This is a genomic window from Rhodococcus sp. A14 (assembly GCF_011603105.1).
GTDB classification, from domain to species: Bacteria; Actinomycetota; Actinomycetes; order Mycobacteriales; family Mycobacteriaceae; genus Rhodococcus_F; species Rhodococcus_F opacus.
Window position 1 is genome coordinate 24,605 of record NZ_JAAOQS010000015.1, and the last position, 14,584, is coordinate 39,188.

Below are 14,584 nucleotides of genomic sequence, written 5' to 3' on the forward strand. Positions count from 1 at the left end.
TACTCCTTAGACGGGTTGGGGGTGGAAAACGCTGGCGCCCTGGGTGGCCGGTCCGACAGCGGCACGCAGGCCGGCGAAGAGTTCGCGCCCCGTGCCGACCCATTCGTCGGCACCGAGCGCACGACCGGTCGCCGGGCGGGCGGCCAGTTCCTCGTCGTCGAGGTGCACGTTCACGGAGCCGGTCACGGCGTCGACGGTCAGGACGTCGCCGTCACGCACACGCGCGAGCGGTCCGTCCGCGGCCGCCTCGGGGGTGAGGTGGATGGCCGCGGGAACCTTCCCGGAGGCGCCGGACATCCGGCCGTCGGTGACCAGCGCGACCTTCCGGCCCTGGTCCTGCAGAACGCCGAGTACCGGTGTGAGCTTGTGCAATTCGGGCATCCCGTTGGCGCGCGGGCCCTGGTACCGGAGTACGGCCACGAAATCGCCGGTCAACGTGCCCGCCTCGAACGCGGCGAGGAAGTCGAGCTGATCGTCGAAGACCCTGGCCGGAGCGGTCACCACGCGGTGGTCCGGGTGGACGGCCGACGTCTTCATCACGCACGAACCCAGGTTTCCGGTGAGCATCTTGAGCCCGCCGTTGACGTCGAACGGATCTTCCGGTCCGCGCAACACGCTGGTGTCGAGGCTGATTCGCGTGCCCGGCTGCCATTCGACGCCCTCACCCGACAGCTTCGGTTCCTCGGTGTACCGGCGCAGCCCGGGGCCGACGACGGTCTTCACGTCCTCGTGCAGCAGTCCCGCGTCCAGCATCGACGACACGACGTAGCCGAGTCCGCCGGCCGCGTGGAAGTGGTTCACGTCGGCCGAGCCGTTGGGGTAGATCCGGGCGAGCAGCGGCACCACCGCGGATAGTTCCGACAGGTCGTCCCACGTGAGGGTGATTCCGGCGGCGCGGGCGATCGCCACGAGGTGCATCGTGTGGTTGGTCGAACCGCCGGTGGCGAGCAACGCCACGCAACCGTTGACCACGGCTTTCTCGTCCACGACCTCACCGACCGGCGTGTAGTCGTCGCCGAGTGCGGTGAGACCGGTGACGCGCCTACCCGCCTCCGACGTGAGGGCCTCACGCAGCGGGGTGCCGGGGTTCACGAAGCTCGATCCGGGCAGGTGCAGGCCCATGACCTCCATGAGGAGCTGGTTGGAGTTGGCAGTGCCGAAGAACGTGCACGTGCCCGCGCCGTGGTAGCTCGCCGCCTCCGCGTCGAGCAGTTCCTCGCGTTCGGCCTTGCCCTCCGCGTACAACTGCCGCACGCGCGACTTCTCGTTGTTGGGCAGACCGGACGTCATCGGCCCGGCCGGGACGAAGATCGTCGGTAGGTGACCGAACCCCAGGGCGCCGATGAGCATCCCCGGCACGATCTTGTCGCACACACCGAGCATGAGGGCGCCGTCGAACATGTCGTGGGACAGTCCGATCGCCGTCGCCATCGCGATGACGTCGCGGCTGAACAGCGACAGCTGCATGCCGTCGCGGCCCTGGGTGATGCCGTCGCACATCGCGGGGACACCACCGGCGAACTGGGCGATGCCACCGGCCTCCATGACCGCGGCCTTCAGCTGCCGCGGGAAGTGCTCGAACGGCTGGTGCGCCGACAGCATGTCGTTGTACGACGAGACGATCGCGATGTTGGGCTTGACGAAGCTGCGCAGCGCCTTCTTGTCGGCCGGGCCGGACGCGGCGAAGCCGTGCGCGAGGTTCGCGCAGGCCAGCTTGCCGCGCGCCGGGCCGCGGTCCCCCGCCGCCCGGATGCGGTCGAGGTAGATCGTGCGCTCGGGTTTGCTGCGCTCGATGATGCGTTCGGTGACAGCCGCGAGGACGGGGTGCACGTCGGCCGTCGGTGTGGGTGCGTCGGTCATGCGGTGACTCCTTCGTGCCAGGCGCGGCCGTCGCGCTCGATCAGGGTGGTCGCGTCGGTGGGTCCGTTGGTGCCGGCCGGGTAGCGGCGCGGGGCGCGGTCGGACTTCTTCCAGCCGACGAGGATCTGCTCGACCCACTCCCAGGCGGCCTCGACCTCGTCGCGGCGCATGAACAGGGTCGGGTTGCCCCGGACCACGTCCATCAGCAGCCGCTCGTAGGCGTCGGGCGACGGGCGCTTGAACGTTTCGATGTAGTTGAGGTCCAACGACACCGGCTTGAGCCGGATACCGCCGGGTCCGGGTTCCTTCGCCGTCATGTGCAGCCGCATGCCTTCGTGGGGCTGCAACTGGATGACTAGTCGGTTGGGTTCGCTGTGGCCCTCGCTGCCGGGGAACATGGGGTGCGGGACGGGCTTGAACTGCACCACGATCTCCGAGCAGCGTCGGTCCATGCGCTTGCCGGTGCGCAGGTAGAACGGCACGCCGGCCCAACGCCAGTTCTGGATCTCGGCCTTGACGGCGATGAACGTCTCGGTGGCGCTCTCCGGGTTCTCGACGTCCTCCTGGTAGCCGGGGACGGCGATCCCGTCGGCCAGTCCGGGGCCGTACTGGCCTGCGACCGTGCAGCGTTCGACGTCCTGTGGGCTCATCGGCTTGAGGGCCTGGAGGACCTTGAGCTTCTCGTCTCGCACGGTCTCGCGGTCGACGTAGGTGGGCGGTTCCATCGCAACGAGGCAGAGCATCTGCAGGAGGTGGTTCTGCAGCATGTCGCGCAGGGCACCCGCCGACTCGTAGTAACCGCCGCGACTGCCGACTCCGAGCGACTCGGCGACGTTGATCTGCACGTGGTCGATGGACGAGGAGTTCCACAGCGGCTCGAGGAACGTGTTGGCGAATCGCGTGACCAGAAGGTTCTGGACGCTTTCCTTGCCGAGGTAGTGGTCGATGCGGAAGATCTGCGATTCCTCGAACACGGCGCCGACCGCGTCGTTGACGGCGCGGGCCGAGGCGAGGTCGTGTCCGATCGGCTTCTCCAGCACGACGCGGGACTGCGCGTCGGCGAGACCGTTCAGGGCGAGGTTCTCACAGATCGGCCCGAACAGACCGGGAGCGCAGGCCAGGTAGAAGACCCGGATCGCCCCTTCCCGCGCCGCGAGGCACTCCGTCAGGCCCGCCCAGTTCGCCGGATCCGCGGCGTCGACGGAGACGTATTCGAGGCGATTGAGAAATCGCTCACAGGTGTCCGAATCCAGTTGATCGCTGGAGACGAACCGCGCGAGTTCTCCCCGCACCTTGTCGCGGTAGCCGTCGGTGTCGAGACCGGCTCGCGAGGCACCGATCACGCGGGTTTCGGCGGGCAGCTGGCCGTCCCGATCGCGCAGGTAGAGCGCGGGAAGCAGCTTACGAACCGCCAGGTCGCCGGTTCCGCCGAACACGACGAAATCGCACGGTTCCACGGTGGTCGCTGGTGACATGTCATCTCCCTCTGAAAGCCGGATGTGTGGGCCGTCACAGACGACAGTAGGCGACCTTTGGCTTTCGATCAATACAGACTTAAGTATTTCTGCGAACAAAGGTCACGGCCTTACGTTGTCAGACGCGTGTCCGGTTGGTTGAATGGCCTGCATGCGGACGCCTCGCTCGACGACCTCCCCGGCGACGGGTGGCGACGTCTTCGCCCTCATTCGCGCAGGGCAAGCAACGACGCGCACCGAGATCGGCACCCTCACCGGCCTCTCCCGCACCGCTGTCGCGGCCCGGGTGTCTTCGCTGCAGGCGTCGGGGCTCGTCGTCGAACGCGAGGAGGGCGTCTCGACCGGTGGTCGGCCGCCGGTGAAGCTCTCGTTTCACGTTCAGGCCGGTGTCGTGCTGTCGGCGGCCATCGGCCGGAGCCGCACCCAGCTGGCCATCTGCGACCTCGCCGGCGACGTCATCGTCGCCGAGGACGTGGAGCAGGAGATCGGCACCAGCCCGGCCGAGCTGATGCCCGTCATCGCGCAACGCCTCATCGCGCTGCGCGAGAGTCTGGGCGAGACCGCGGGACGGACGGTCGGGATCGGGATCAGCCTCCCCGGGACCGTCGACACCGAACGCGGGTGCAGCCTGAACTCCCCCATGATGTCGGGCTGGGACGGCGTCCCTCTCCAGCCGTTCCTCGCCGACGTCACCGACGCGCCCGTCTTCGTCGACAACGACGCCAACGTCATGGTGCTGGCGGAGCGGCGCGGAGAACGCCGCGACTTCGCCGACATGCTGCTCATCAAGGCGTCGACCGGACTGGGTGCCGGACTCGTGTCCGGTGGCGTGCTCCAGCGGGGCGCCCTCGGCGCGGCGGGCGAAATCGGGCACACGAAAACCGCAGCGGCACAAGGTGTGGTGTGCCGCTGCGGTGATGTGGGTTGTATCGAGGCCGTGGCCGGCGGGTGGGCGCTGGTCCGCAATCTGCAGGAGCAGGGACGCGAAGTCACCCACATCCGCGACGTGATCACGCTCGCCCTCGCCGGGGACGCCGAGGCGCGGCGGATGATCCGTGAGAGCGGGCGGCAGATCGGCGAGGTCCTGTCGGGCGCGATCAACCTCCTCAACCCGGAGGTCGTGATCGTCGGTGGCGACATGGCGCAGGCCTACGACACGTTCGTCGCGGGGCTACGCGAAACCCTCTACGGCAACGCCATCGCCGTTGCCACCCAACAGCTTCAGATTCTCCCCTGGACGCACGGGGAACTGTCGGGCGTCGTCGGCAGCGCCACCATGGCACTCGACCACGTCCTCAGCGTGCGCGCGGTGGACCAGCTGCTCGCAGGCGCTCCGCGCCCGTGAGCGGTTGACGAGTCCAGAGACTCGCTGACCGCGCACGGGCCCGGAGGGCCTATTTGACGTCGGAACCGTGCTTGGTGAGCGGCATGATCTCGATGTTCATGTACGGGAACAGTGGAAGGTTCCACAGGATCTCGTGCAGTTCGTCGGCCGACTCGACGTCGAAGATGCTGATGTTGCTGTACTGCCCCACGATGCGCCAGATCTCGGGCCACTTGCCGGAGCGTTGGAGCTCCTGTGAGTACGCCTTCTCCTTGGCGATGGTCTCGTCCCGCACCTTCGGGTCGAGGTCACGGGGAATGGCGACGTCCATGCGGACGTGAAAGAGTGCCATCGGGTGGTGTGCTCCTTAGTTCCTGGTCCAGGTCTTGACTGCGTCCATGTTGAGCTCGACTCCGAGTCCGGGCCCCTCGGGCAGGAACACCTGGCCGTCGGCGTAGCGGATCGGTTCCTGCAGCAACTCCTCGCTGAACAGCAGCGGTCCGAACAGTTCGGTACCGAAGTCGATGCCGGGTTCCGCGCACGCGAAGTGGACGGACGCCGCCGTCCCGATCGGGCCTTCGATGGACGTGGCTCCGTGGCAGGCGATTCCGGCTGCCTTGGCGATTGCGACCACCTCGCGGCTCTTCTGCAGGCCGCCACATTTGGTGGTCTTGAGGGCGATGACGTCCGCGGCGCCGCGGCGTGCGACCTCGAGGGCGTCGTGCGGAGTCTGCACGCTCTCGTCCGCCATCACCGGGACGGGGACGAGTCGGTTGAGCTCGGCGAGGACCTCGAGTTGCTCACCGGGTGTGGGCTGCTCGATCAGTTCGACGCCGCCGTCGACGAGGCGGGGCACGTACTTCAGCGCGGTGAGCCTGTCCCAGCGGGCGTTGACGTCGATGCGGACGCCGGCCTTGCCCTGCAGGGCCTGCGCGATCCGAACCACCCGGGCAGTGTCGACGGCGGGATCGAGCGCACCCATCTTCAACTTGAAACTGAAGTGCCGCTTCGACTCGACGAGATCGAGGGCCTCCTCGATGATCTCCTCGGCGGGTGCGGCGCCGAGGGCCCACGTGACGTCGACACTCTTTCGGAAGGCGCCGCCGAGCAGCGTGTGCACGGGCACACCCAGGCTGCGAGCCCAGGCGTCGTGCAACGCGACGTCGACGGCGGCTTTCGCGAAACGTGCATTGGCGACGACTCGTTCGATGTCCGGCATGATGCCGGTGATCTCGTCGACACCACGCCCCAGCAGGACCGGGACTATGTACCGCTCGACGATCGCCTGCATCGTCTCCACCGATTCGCCGCCCCACCACGGGCCGCCGGGGACGACGCCCTCGCCGTAACCGGTCACGCCGCCCGCGGTCGTGACGGCGACGAGCAGCAGCGGCTGCGCCGTCATCGACGTGGTGGCGAACTTGTGGGGACGCACCAACGGCACATCGAGGATCGTCGTTTCGACGGAAACGATCGACAGGTCGGTCATCGGATCACTTTCTCTACGGGTGGAACGGGTCACGCGGGGTCGAGCACGAAGTTGTAGGTGACGTGGTTCTTGCCGTCGTCACCGGTCTTCGGGTCGAGGATGAGTTCCGGCTTGGTAGCCGACGCGACGTCGCTGTCGATCCACTCGCCACCCTTGAAGTACAGCTGCGTGGTCACCGACTCCTTGCCCGGCGCCGACACGATGAGGTGCAGGTGCGCGGGACGCCACGGGTGACCGTTCTGCGCCTCGATGAACTGACCGGTCGGGCCGTCGGTCGGGATCTGGTAGGGCGCCGGCTGGATCGTGGTGATCTCGTAGCGGCCCTCCTCGTCGGCGATGATGGTGCCGCGCAGGTTCCACTCGGGCAGGTGCGGGGCGAACTGCGAGTAGTAGCCGTCGTTGTCGGCGTGCCACAGTTCGACCTTCGCGCCGGCGAGGCCGTTGCCGTCGAGATCGGTGACCTGGCCGGAGAAGACGAGCGGGGTGATCTTCTCGTCCTCTTCCCGCATCGGCAGGGTGCACTTCGACGGCAGCTCGGGCGAGTTCTCGATGTAGTACGGGCCCTCGATGCTGCCCTTGGTGCCCTTGCGGCTGCGAGCGAGGACTTCTTCGACCGAGTGCTCGATGAACACGTCGAGGAACAGCGGCCATTCGCCGCCCTCGCCCACGTCGATGAGCCACTGCTTGAACACGCGGTACTCGGGGTAGGTGACGCCGTGCTTCAGGATCACGTCGTTGAGTGCGCCGAGTGCGTCCTTGGCGATGGCCGCGAGCCGCTCCGGCGAGGTGTCGGCTGTGGCGCGCTCGGCCTTGAACTTGTCGGTGGCGGCGGAGCCGGATCCGGCGGCGGTGGGGCTCTCGGTGGTGGTCATCTGTTTCTCCTTGGGCTGGGAGGGGAGCGGATTGGGCTGATATCGAGTTTTGGGCGACGCGGTGGGTGTTCACGCGCCGAGGGTCTTGCCTTCTGTACGCTCTGCGTACTAGCATCACGCTGTGCGTACACCACTACTGTGCGCGCAGTCACATTGAAATGTCAACCCCAAGTCCGAATACGCACCCGAATCGCTGATGGAGGCCGCAATGACCGAGAGCGATCGCGATTACATCCAGAGCATCGAGCGCGGGTTCGCAGTGCTCCTCGCGTTCGACGCGCAGCGTCCGAACCCGACGCTCGCCGAACTCGCCACAGAAGCGGGACTGTCGCGCCCCGCAGTCCGCCGGATCCTGCTCACCCTGCAGAAGCTGGGGTACGTCGCCGGCTCGGGTGGCCGATGGTCGCTCACCCCCCGCGTGCTGAGCATCGGACAGCACTACTCGGAGTCGCACGCACTGATCGAGGCCGCGATGCCCCGACTGCTGGAGGTGGCCGAGAAGACCCAGGAGTCCGCGTCGCTCGGCGTGCTCGACGGCGCCGACGTGGTCTACGCGGCGCGCGTTCCCGTCCGGCGGATCATGAGCATCAACGTCTCTGTCGGCACCCGCGTCCCCGCGTACGCCACGTCCATGGGTCGCGCGCTCCTGGCCTGGGCCCCCGCCGACGTGGTCGAGCAGGTGGTCGCCGAGTCCACGTTCGAGAAACTCGGGCCCGAAACCATCAGCACTGCAGCCGAACTCGACAAGGAACTCACCAAGGTCCGCGAGCAGGGGTTCGCCCTGACGTCCGAGGAGCTGGAGAAGGGGCTGATCTCGCTGGCCGCCCCCGTCCGCGACGCCGGCGGCACAGTGGTCGGCGTGATCGCCTGCTCCACGTCGTCCGCGCGGAATACTCCGGCACAGTTCCGGGAACAGGCCGTTCCGTGCGTCCTCGCCGCCGCGGCCGCCCTGAGCACGGACATGGGCTTCGCCGGCTGACGGCATCACTCGGTCAGATCGGGTCGAGCACGAAGTCGCAGGAGACCTCTCCGCCGACCAGGCCGACGAGCGACTCGACGGCGGACGCGTCCACTTCTCGCGATGCGCCCGGTGTCGGCACCAGGCGCGTCTCGAGCGGTCGGAAGCCACGCGCATGCACGACGACGTTGACGTGCCCGACATCGGCTTCGCCTCGGGCGCTCGAGAATTCGCACGGCGCCGGCTGCACGGTCGAGATGTCGAAGCGGCCACCGGCGCATGTGACGACGATGCCGCGCAGGTTGTTGCGCAGAATCTCGACGGAGTACCCGGAGTAGCAGCCGTCGGCGTCCGCGTGCCAGATCTCGAGTTCCGCCCCCGACAAAGGGGCGCCGTCGCGTGAGCGCACGACCCCCGCGATGCGGAGCGGAGGCCCCGGTTCGCCGGGGAGTGCCGCAAGGTTCGCCTTCCACGGCAGCACTCGCTGCGCGGGGAGGTAGAACTCGCGGTCGACGTGGTCGAGGCAAGCCTGGTCCACGTGAGGTGCGGTCGTCGTCGACGTCGAGGTCATCACCTGATCCCATCACTCTCGTACGCTGTGCGTACGTTGAGAACGCTGTGCGGTCGTTGTCGAGTGTGCGCGTGGTCACATGCGTTCGTCAACCTCCGGTCCGTTCACATCACGGACGGGTCGGTCCGGTGCATCTGTGGGATAATTTCCCCGCCACCGGCGGACAACGACGTTTCGCCGTCCCCGGTTCGCGCCCTCGTGCCGGCCACGTCGAATCCCCAAGGATCACATCGATGACCACGCCTCCCCGCAGCATCACCCTCCGCTTCCTGGCCGCACCCACCGAAGTGGCGACGCTCGGAGGAGCCGTCCAGGGCGGCCGGATCCTCGAATGGATCGACAAGGCCGCCTACGCCTGCGCGGTCGGCTGGAGCGGGAGCTACTGCGTCACCGCCTACGTGGGAAACATCAAGTTCACCCGGTCCATCGAGTCGGGTCACCTCGTCGAAGTCGAAGCCCGGCTCGTCCACACCGGGCGCTCGAGCATGCACATCCAGTGCACCGTTTCGTCGGCCGACCCGCGCACCGGACAGTTCACCGAGGCCAGCAACTGCCTGATCATCTTCGTCGCCGTCGACGACTCCGGTAAGCCGACGAGCGTGCCGCCGTGGCAGCCCGTCACCGCCACCGACCGCGCCGAGTCAGAGGAGGCGGTCATGCGCATCGGCCTGCGGGCCGACATCGAAGAGGCGATGAGCAAGCAGAACTACACCGACGCGGGCACCGCACCGGAATCGCTCACCCGCTTCCTCGCCGCGCCCACCGACGTCAACTGGGGCGGCAAGACGCACGGTGGAACCGTGATGCGCTGGATCGACGAGGCCGCCTACCTGTGCGGCACGTCGTGGAACGGCACGCCGTGCGTGTCCGTGTACGCCGGCGGGGTGCGCTTCTACCGCCCGATCCAGATCGGTCACGTCGTCGAGGTCGACGCCCGCCTGCTGCACACCGGCGCGCAGACCATGCACATCTCGGTGCACGTGCGATCCGGCGACCCGCGCACCCGGGAAATGAACCTCACCACCCACTGCCTCACCGTCGTCGCCGCCGTCGACGAGGACGGCGCCGCAACGGCAGTGCAGCAGTGGGTGCCGCAGTCCGACGAGGACCGCAAGCTGGAGGCGCACGCCCGCGAACTCATCGCCCTCCGCGACCGGGCTCGAATCGGCGCCCTGGCGTAATCCGCCCGAGTAGCGTCACGGGAAACGGTCTACCCGCGGGAAGGAGCGGGGGGTGCCTGGGAACCGTCCACTCGACGTGCAGTTGTCCCGGCGGCGTGTGCTGCAGTGGGGTGCCGGAGCTGCACTCCTCGGGCTCACCGGGGCCTGCGCCCGTACCGACGACACCGAGGCCCCGATCGGACCCGACTCCCCGGAGGTGCGCGCGTTCGCCGAGGCCGAGTCCCGGCGATTTCCCGGCGGCAGGCCGGTCGCCTACGAGCTCTCCGCGACGCAGTCCGAGGTCGACCTCGCAGGCAAACGCACTGCCGCGTGGCTGTACAACGCGCAGCTGCCAGGCCCGATCCTGCGGGCGAACGTCGGGGACAGGGTCCAGGTGCGGTTTCGCAACCAGCTGCCGGATTCCACCACCGTGCACTGGCACGGGCTGGCCATCCGCAACGACATGGACGGGGTCCCGGATGTCACGCAGGCTCCGATACCGGCGGACACAGAGTTCGTCTACGACTTCATCCCGCCCGACCCGGGCACGTACTGGTACCACACGCACTGCGATCTCCAGCGCGGCCGAGGGCTGTACGGGGCTCTGATCATCGACGATCCCGGGGCTCCCGCGAACTACGACGCCGAGTTCGTCGTCGTGCTCTCCGACTGGTTGACCGACCGCACGCCCTCGCAGGTCTTCGACGAACTCCGCGGCGGGCGCATGAGGTCCATGCCCGAGATGACGTCGCGCGTGCTCGGCGGTGACTCCGGCGACGTCCGGTACCCGGTGTACCTGCTGAACGGGAAACCACCCGGCGATCCGACCGTCTTCACCGCACGGCCGGGGCGGCGAGCCCGCATCCGGCTGATCAACGCGGGCGACGACACCGCGTTCCGGGTCGCGCTGGGTGGCCACCGGCTGACCGTCACGGACACGGACGGTTTCCCCGTCGAACCGGTCGACACCGACTCGGTGCTGATCGGCATGGGCGAGCGGTACGACGCCGTCGTCACCCTTCAGGACGGGGTGTTCCCGCTGGTCGCGGTCGCCGAGGGGAAGGGCGCGCAGGCATTCGCGGTGGTGCGCACCGGCGGCGGCGCGGCCCCCGACCCCGCCGTGGCGCCCCGTGAGGTGGGCCCTCCCCCACTCACCGTGGTCGGCTTGCGGGCCACCGACGCCGTCCGGTTACCCGTCGTCGACCCGGGTGTCACCCTGGAGGCGTCGCTCGGCGGCCACATGATGCAGTACGTGTGGACGGTGAACGGCAAGGCCTACCCCGACCACACCCCGCTGACCGTCCACCGGGACCAGCGAGTGCGGCTGGTCTATACGAACCCCACGATGATGTTCCACCCCATGCACCTGCACGGGCACACGTTCGCCGTCGCCCGGTCGGACGGTTCGGGACCGCGGAAGGACACCGTGATCGTGCTCCCCGGGCAGACCGTCGCCGCCGACATCGACACGACCAACCCTGGTCAATGGATCACGCACTGCCACAACGACTATCACCTTGCCGCCGGTATGGCGACGATCTTCTCCTATGTGAGCTGACGCCGGACCGTCAGCCCCGGAGCGCTTCCGAGGGCGCCACGCCGTACCTCCGGCGGTACGCCGCTGCGAACCGGCCCGTGTGGGTGAAACCCCAGCGCATCGCGACCTCGGCGACTGTCGACGAACCGTCCGCGCGCAGCAGGTCGTCGTGGACACGTTCGAGCCGGACGTCCAGCAGGTAGTCGCGGGGGCTCACCCCGACGTACTCCTGGAATCCCTCCTGCAGGCGACGGATCCCGACGCCCGCGATCCCGGCCATCTCGGCCGCAGTCCACGCCCGCGCGGGGTCGGCGTGGATCTCGTCGATGACACGCTTGACGATGCGCGGCCGGGTACCGGCACCGGCCGTCTCGTCGTCCGGGATCGCTGCCAGGACCAGCGCCGTGGTGACCGCCCCCGACAGTTGCTCGGCGACGAGGGGGTTCGTGTAGATGCCGTCCGACCGCAGCATCTGGTCGAGCAGCGACCGCACCAGCGCCAGCCAGCTGGCACCGTTCTCACTGGTCAGGTCCAGTTGTGGGGGCAGACGCAGTCCCGGCCGCGCCAGGATCCGCGCCATCTCGCGGTGCAGGTGGTCGCGGTCGACGCGCACGCCGATGATGGAGCAGTCCTTGCTCCAGTCGGTGATGAGCGTCGTCGTGTCGGGCGGGCAGATCGTTCCCGCCCCGGGCACGGACGACACCTCGTTCTTGCCGGTCACCGATTCCAGATGCCCCGACAGCGGCACATTGATCGCATACGCGCCGGGGTGGTCGGACTGGATCGACACGTCGGCGCCCCAGCCGATATGAGTGATCTTCACGGGCCCGAGTTCGACCGCCTCCGCGACGGTGTTGCCCGCGTTCGAGCTGTTCAGCGGGGTCAGCCGGTGCGGGAAGTACACGTCCGACACCACATGCGACGCTTCGTCCCAATCTTCGGGGCGAATCAGCTTGGACGCGGGCTGCATGGCACCAGTGTGACTACGGACACCTTCGATTGCAATTTCCGGCGTGATCCAAGTCACCGCGCAAAGCGGATCACCTCCGCGCTCAGCGGATCGACGCACCGTTCCCACGGTCGTACTTTCGTCGGTACCTCATCAGCGTCCCGGACAGGAAGGGAGGCTCCGACCATGGAGCAACGCGAACTCCGGAACATTTTCGGGCAGTTTGCCAGCGGAGTCACGGTCATCACGTGCGCCAACTCCGAGGGCCTGCCGCACGGAGCGACGGTCACCGCCTTCACCGCCGTCTCGATCGAGCCGAGACTGTGCCAGATCACCCTGACCCGAAAGTCCAAGGCCTGCAACTATTTGAGCAAGGCACCGTTCGCCGTCAACATTCTCGCCGCCGACCAGGTGGACACCGCGATGCATTTCGCCGGGCGCCCGCAGAACCCCGAACCCGTATGGGCCGACGGGCCGACCGCCCCCATCATCTGCGGTGCCGCCGCCACGCTGTCGTGCCGGCCGTGGGCCGAGTACGACGGCGGCGATCACATCATCTTCATCGGTGAGATCGTCGCGGCCGAATCCAGCGGCAAGGACCCGCTGCTGTTCTACCGGAGCACCTTCCACGATCTCGGCTCGCCGTCCGCGTCGGCCGCGTGGAACGGATCGATGGACGATCCGAACAACGGCTGGTTCGACTCCACCACCTCCTTCACCCCGTTCCATCTTCAGCCCGTCAACTGACCGCTCAATCCGAAAGGACATTCCATGACCACCACCGAAAGCGCTCCCGAGACCGCGCTCGACCCGACGAAGGTCAACCCGGCCGCAGACTGCGAAGCCAACCGCACCGCCAACTTCGCGTCGCGCCCGATGACCGGTGACGAGTACATCGAGTCGTTGCGCGACGACCGCGAGATCTGGTTACACGGCGAGCGCGTCGAGGACGTCACCACGCATCCGGCGTTCCGCAACCCCATCCGGATGACCGCACGCCTCTACGACTCGATGCACACCGGTGAACACGTCGACAAGGTCACCACCCCCACCGACACCGGCAACGGCGGCGTCACGATGCCGTTCTTCAAGGCACCCAGCTCCTCGGACGACCTGCTGAAGGAACGCGACGCCATCGCCACCTGGGCGCGCATGACGTACGGCTGGATGGGCCGGTCCCCCGATTACAAGGCGTCGTTCCTCGGCACCCTGCATGCCAACAAGGAGCTGTACTCGCCGTTCCAGGACAACGCCGAGCGCTGGTACAAGGAATCGCAGGAAAAGGTTCTCTACTGGAACCACGCGATCATCAACCCGCCCGTCGACCGGCAGCTCCCGCCCGACGAGGTCGGTGACGTGTTCATGAAGGTCGAGAAGGAAACCGACGCCGGACTCATCGTCAGTGGCGCCAAGGTCGTGGCCACCGGCTCGGCCATCACCAACTACAACTTCATCGCGCACTACGGTCTGCCGATCAAGAAGAAGGAATTCGCCCTCATCTGCACCGTCCCGATGGACGCACCGGGCGTGAAGCTGATCTGCCGGTCCTCGTTCACCCAGAACGCGGCCGTGATGGGCACCCCGTTCGACTACCCGCTGTCGAGCCGCATGGACGAGAACGACACCATCTTCATCTTCGACAAGGTGCTCGTGCCGTGGGAGAACGTCTTCATGTACGGCGACGTCGACAAGATCAACGGCTTCTTCCCGCAATCCGGATTCCTGCCCCGCTTCACCTTCCAGGGCTGCACCCGTCTCGCCGTGAAGCTCGACTTCATCGCCGGCATGCTGATGAAGGCACTCGACGCCACCGGCGCAGGCGGTTTCCGTGGCGTGCAGACCCGCGTCGGTGAGGTCATCGGCTGGCGAAACCTGTTCTGGTCACTCACCGAATCGATGGCACGCAACCCCGAGCCGTGGATCGGCGACACCGTCATCCCGAAGCTCGAGTACGGCCTCACGTACCGCATGTTCATGATCCAGGGCTACCCGCGGATCAAAGAGATCATCGAACAGGACGTCGCGTCCGGTCTGATCTACCTGCCCTCGAGCGCCCGCGACTTCAAGAGCCCCGACGTCCGCCCGTACCTCGACAAGTATGTCCGCGGCTCCGACGGCATGACTGCCGTCGAACGCGTCAAGATCATGAAGGCACTGTGGGATTCGATCGGCAGTGAGTTCGGCGGCCGGCACGAACTCTACGAGCGCAACTACTCCGGCAACCACGAAAACGTCAAGGCGGAACTGCTGTTCGCCGCCGAGAACCGTGGCGACGTCGCCTCCATGAAGGGCTTCGCCGAGCAGTGCCTGTCCGAATACGACCTCGACGGCTGGACGGTCCCCGACCTCATCGGCAACGACGACGTCTCGTACTTCGGCAACAAGTAAC

13 protein-coding genes are annotated in these 14,584 nt (G+C 67.4%); 6 read left to right on the forward strand and 7 right to left on the reverse strand.

Annotated features, from left to right (window positions below; genetic code table 11):
* Positions 1–6: 6 nt before the first annotated feature.
* Both edd and zwf read right to left on the reverse strand, forming a co-directional pair.
* The gene (gene edd / locus G9373_RS11125; RefSeq protein WP_167115128.1) at positions 7–1,860 is read right to left on the reverse strand and encodes a phosphogluconate dehydratase; all 1,854 of its coding nucleotides are present in this window, start codon (positions 1,858–1,860) and stop codon (positions 7–9) included.
* Positions 1,857–3,335: a glucose-6-phosphate dehydrogenase gene (gene zwf / locus G9373_RS11130; protein WP_005264061.1), complete on the reverse strand. Its 1,479-nt coding sequence runs from the start codon at positions 3,333–3,335 to the stop codon at positions 1,857–1,859. Before zwf ends, edd begins: the two co-directional genes overlap by 4 nt.
* A 151-nt stretch (positions 3,336–3,486) precedes the next feature.
* Between zwf and G9373_RS11135 the strand changes: the two genes are divergently transcribed.
* On the forward strand, positions 3,487–4,680 hold the full coding sequence (locus tag G9373_RS11135; protein WP_005264060.1) for an ROK family protein: 1,194 nt from the start codon (positions 3,487–3,489) through the stop codon (positions 4,678–4,680).
* Between the two features lie 49 nt (positions 4,681–4,729).
* Here G9373_RS11135 and catC read toward each other — a convergent pair whose 3' ends face one another.
* Genes catC through catA form a run of 3 tightly spaced genes read right to left on the reverse strand, consistent with a single transcriptional unit; the run spans position 4,730 to position 7,020 of the window.
* Positions 4,730–5,011 carry a muconolactone Delta-isomerase gene (catC, locus tag G9373_RS11140; RefSeq protein ID WP_005573881.1) on the reverse strand — a complete coding sequence of 94 codons (282 nt, stop codon included), beginning with the start codon at positions 5,009–5,011 and terminating at the stop codon, positions 4,730–4,732.
* Between the two features lie 15 nt (positions 5,012–5,026).
* Positions 5,027–6,148, reverse strand: a complete 1,122-nt coding sequence (locus tag G9373_RS11145) for a muconate/chloromuconate family cycloisomerase (RefSeq protein WP_005573879.1) — start codon at positions 6,146–6,148, stop codon at positions 5,027–5,029.
* 29 nt (positions 6,149–6,177) lie between these two features.
* Positions 6,178–7,020 carry a catechol 1,2-dioxygenase gene (catA, locus tag G9373_RS11150; protein WP_005573877.1) on the reverse strand — a complete coding sequence of 281 codons (843 nt, stop codon included), beginning with the start codon at positions 7,018–7,020 and terminating at the stop codon, positions 6,178–6,180.
* Positions 7,021–7,228: 208 nt separating this feature from the next.
* Here catA and G9373_RS11155 point away from each other — a divergent pair, with 208 nt between their 5' ends.
* Positions 7,229–7,999, forward strand: a complete 771-nt coding sequence (locus G9373_RS11155) for an IclR family transcriptional regulator C-terminal domain-containing protein (protein ID WP_043793602.1) — start codon at positions 7,229–7,231, stop codon at positions 7,997–7,999.
* Positions 8,000–8,012: 13 nt separating this feature from the next.
* Here G9373_RS11155 and G9373_RS11160 read toward each other — a convergent pair whose 3' ends face one another.
* Entirely contained in the window at positions 8,013–8,549 is a 537-nt protein-coding gene (locus tag G9373_RS11160; RefSeq protein WP_005573874.1) for an intradiol ring-cleavage dioxygenase, read from the reverse strand.
* Positions 8,550–8,782: 233 nt separating this feature from the next.
* Here G9373_RS11160 and G9373_RS11165 point away from each other — a divergent pair, with 233 nt between their 5' ends.
* On the forward strand, positions 8,783–9,730 hold the full coding sequence (locus tag G9373_RS11165; RefSeq protein ID WP_005573872.1) for a hotdog domain-containing protein: 948 nt from the start codon (positions 8,783–8,785) through the stop codon (positions 9,728–9,730).
* Between the two features lie 52 nt (positions 9,731–9,782).
* Positions 9,783–11,267 carry a multicopper oxidase family protein gene (locus G9373_RS11170; protein ID WP_167115131.1) on the forward strand — a complete coding sequence of 495 codons (1,485 nt, stop codon included), beginning with the start codon at positions 9,783–9,785 and terminating at the stop codon, positions 11,265–11,267.
* Positions 11,268–11,277: 10 nt separating this feature from the next.
* Here G9373_RS11170 and G9373_RS11175 read toward each other — a convergent pair whose 3' ends face one another.
* On the reverse strand, positions 11,278–12,216 hold the full coding sequence (locus tag G9373_RS11175) for an AraC family transcriptional regulator (protein WP_005573871.1): 939 nt from the start codon (positions 12,214–12,216) through the stop codon (positions 11,278–11,280).
* A gap of 165 nt (positions 12,217–12,381) precedes the next feature.
* Between G9373_RS11175 and G9373_RS11180 the strand changes: the two genes are divergently transcribed.
* Both G9373_RS11180 and G9373_RS11185 read left to right on the forward strand, forming a co-directional pair.
* Complete coding sequence (locus tag G9373_RS11180; RefSeq protein WP_037231006.1) at positions 12,382–12,942, forward strand: flavin reductase family protein; 561 nt, start codon at positions 12,382–12,384, stop codon at positions 12,940–12,942.
* 24 nt (positions 12,943–12,966) lie between these two features.
* Entirely contained in the window at positions 12,967–14,583 is a 1,617-nt protein-coding gene (locus G9373_RS11185) for a 4-hydroxyphenylacetate 3-hydroxylase N-terminal domain-containing protein (protein WP_005264050.1), read from the forward strand.
* Position 14,584: the final 1 nt, after the last annotated feature.

Coding starts and splice junctions, on each gene's coding strand:
- G9373_RS11155 (WP_043793602.1), top strand. CDS start 7,229: ATGACCGAGAGCGATCGCGATTACATCCAGAGCATCGAGCGCGGGTTC.
- G9373_RS11180 (WP_037231006.1), top strand. CDS start 12,382: ATGGAGCAACGCGAACTCCGGAACATTTTCGGGCAGTTTGCCAGCGGA.
- catC (WP_005573881.1), bottom strand. CDS start 5,011: ATGGCACTCTTTCACGTCCGCATGGACGTCGCCATTCCCCGTGACCTC.
- edd (WP_167115128.1), bottom strand. CDS start 1,860: ATGACCGACGCACCCACACCGACGGCCGACGTGCACCCCGTCCTCGCG.
- G9373_RS11175 (WP_005573871.1), bottom strand. CDS start 12,216: ATGCAGCCCGCGTCCAAGCTGATTCGCCCCGAAGATTGGGACGAAGCG.
- G9373_RS11145 (WP_005573879.1), bottom strand. CDS start 6,148: ATGACCGACCTGTCGATCGTTTCCGTCGAAACGACGATCCTCGATGTG.
- G9373_RS11160 (WP_005573874.1), bottom strand. CDS start 8,549: ATGACCTCGACGTCGACGACGACCGCACCTCACGTGGACCAGGCTTGC.
- G9373_RS11185 (WP_005264050.1), top strand. CDS start 12,967: ATGACCACCACCGAAAGCGCTCCCGAGACCGCGCTCGACCCGACGAAG.
- zwf (WP_005264061.1), bottom strand. CDS start 3,335: ATGTCACCAGCGACCACCGTGGAACCGTGCGATTTCGTCGTGTTCGGC.
- G9373_RS11135 (WP_005264060.1), top strand. CDS start 3,487: ATGCGGACGCCTCGCTCGACGACCTCCCCGGCGACGGGTGGCGACGTC.
- catA (WP_005573877.1), bottom strand. CDS start 7,020: ATGACCACCACCGAGAGCCCCACCGCCGCCGGATCCGGCTCCGCCGCC.
- G9373_RS11165 (WP_005573872.1), top strand. CDS start 8,783: ATGACCACGCCTCCCCGCAGCATCACCCTCCGCTTCCTGGCCGCACCC.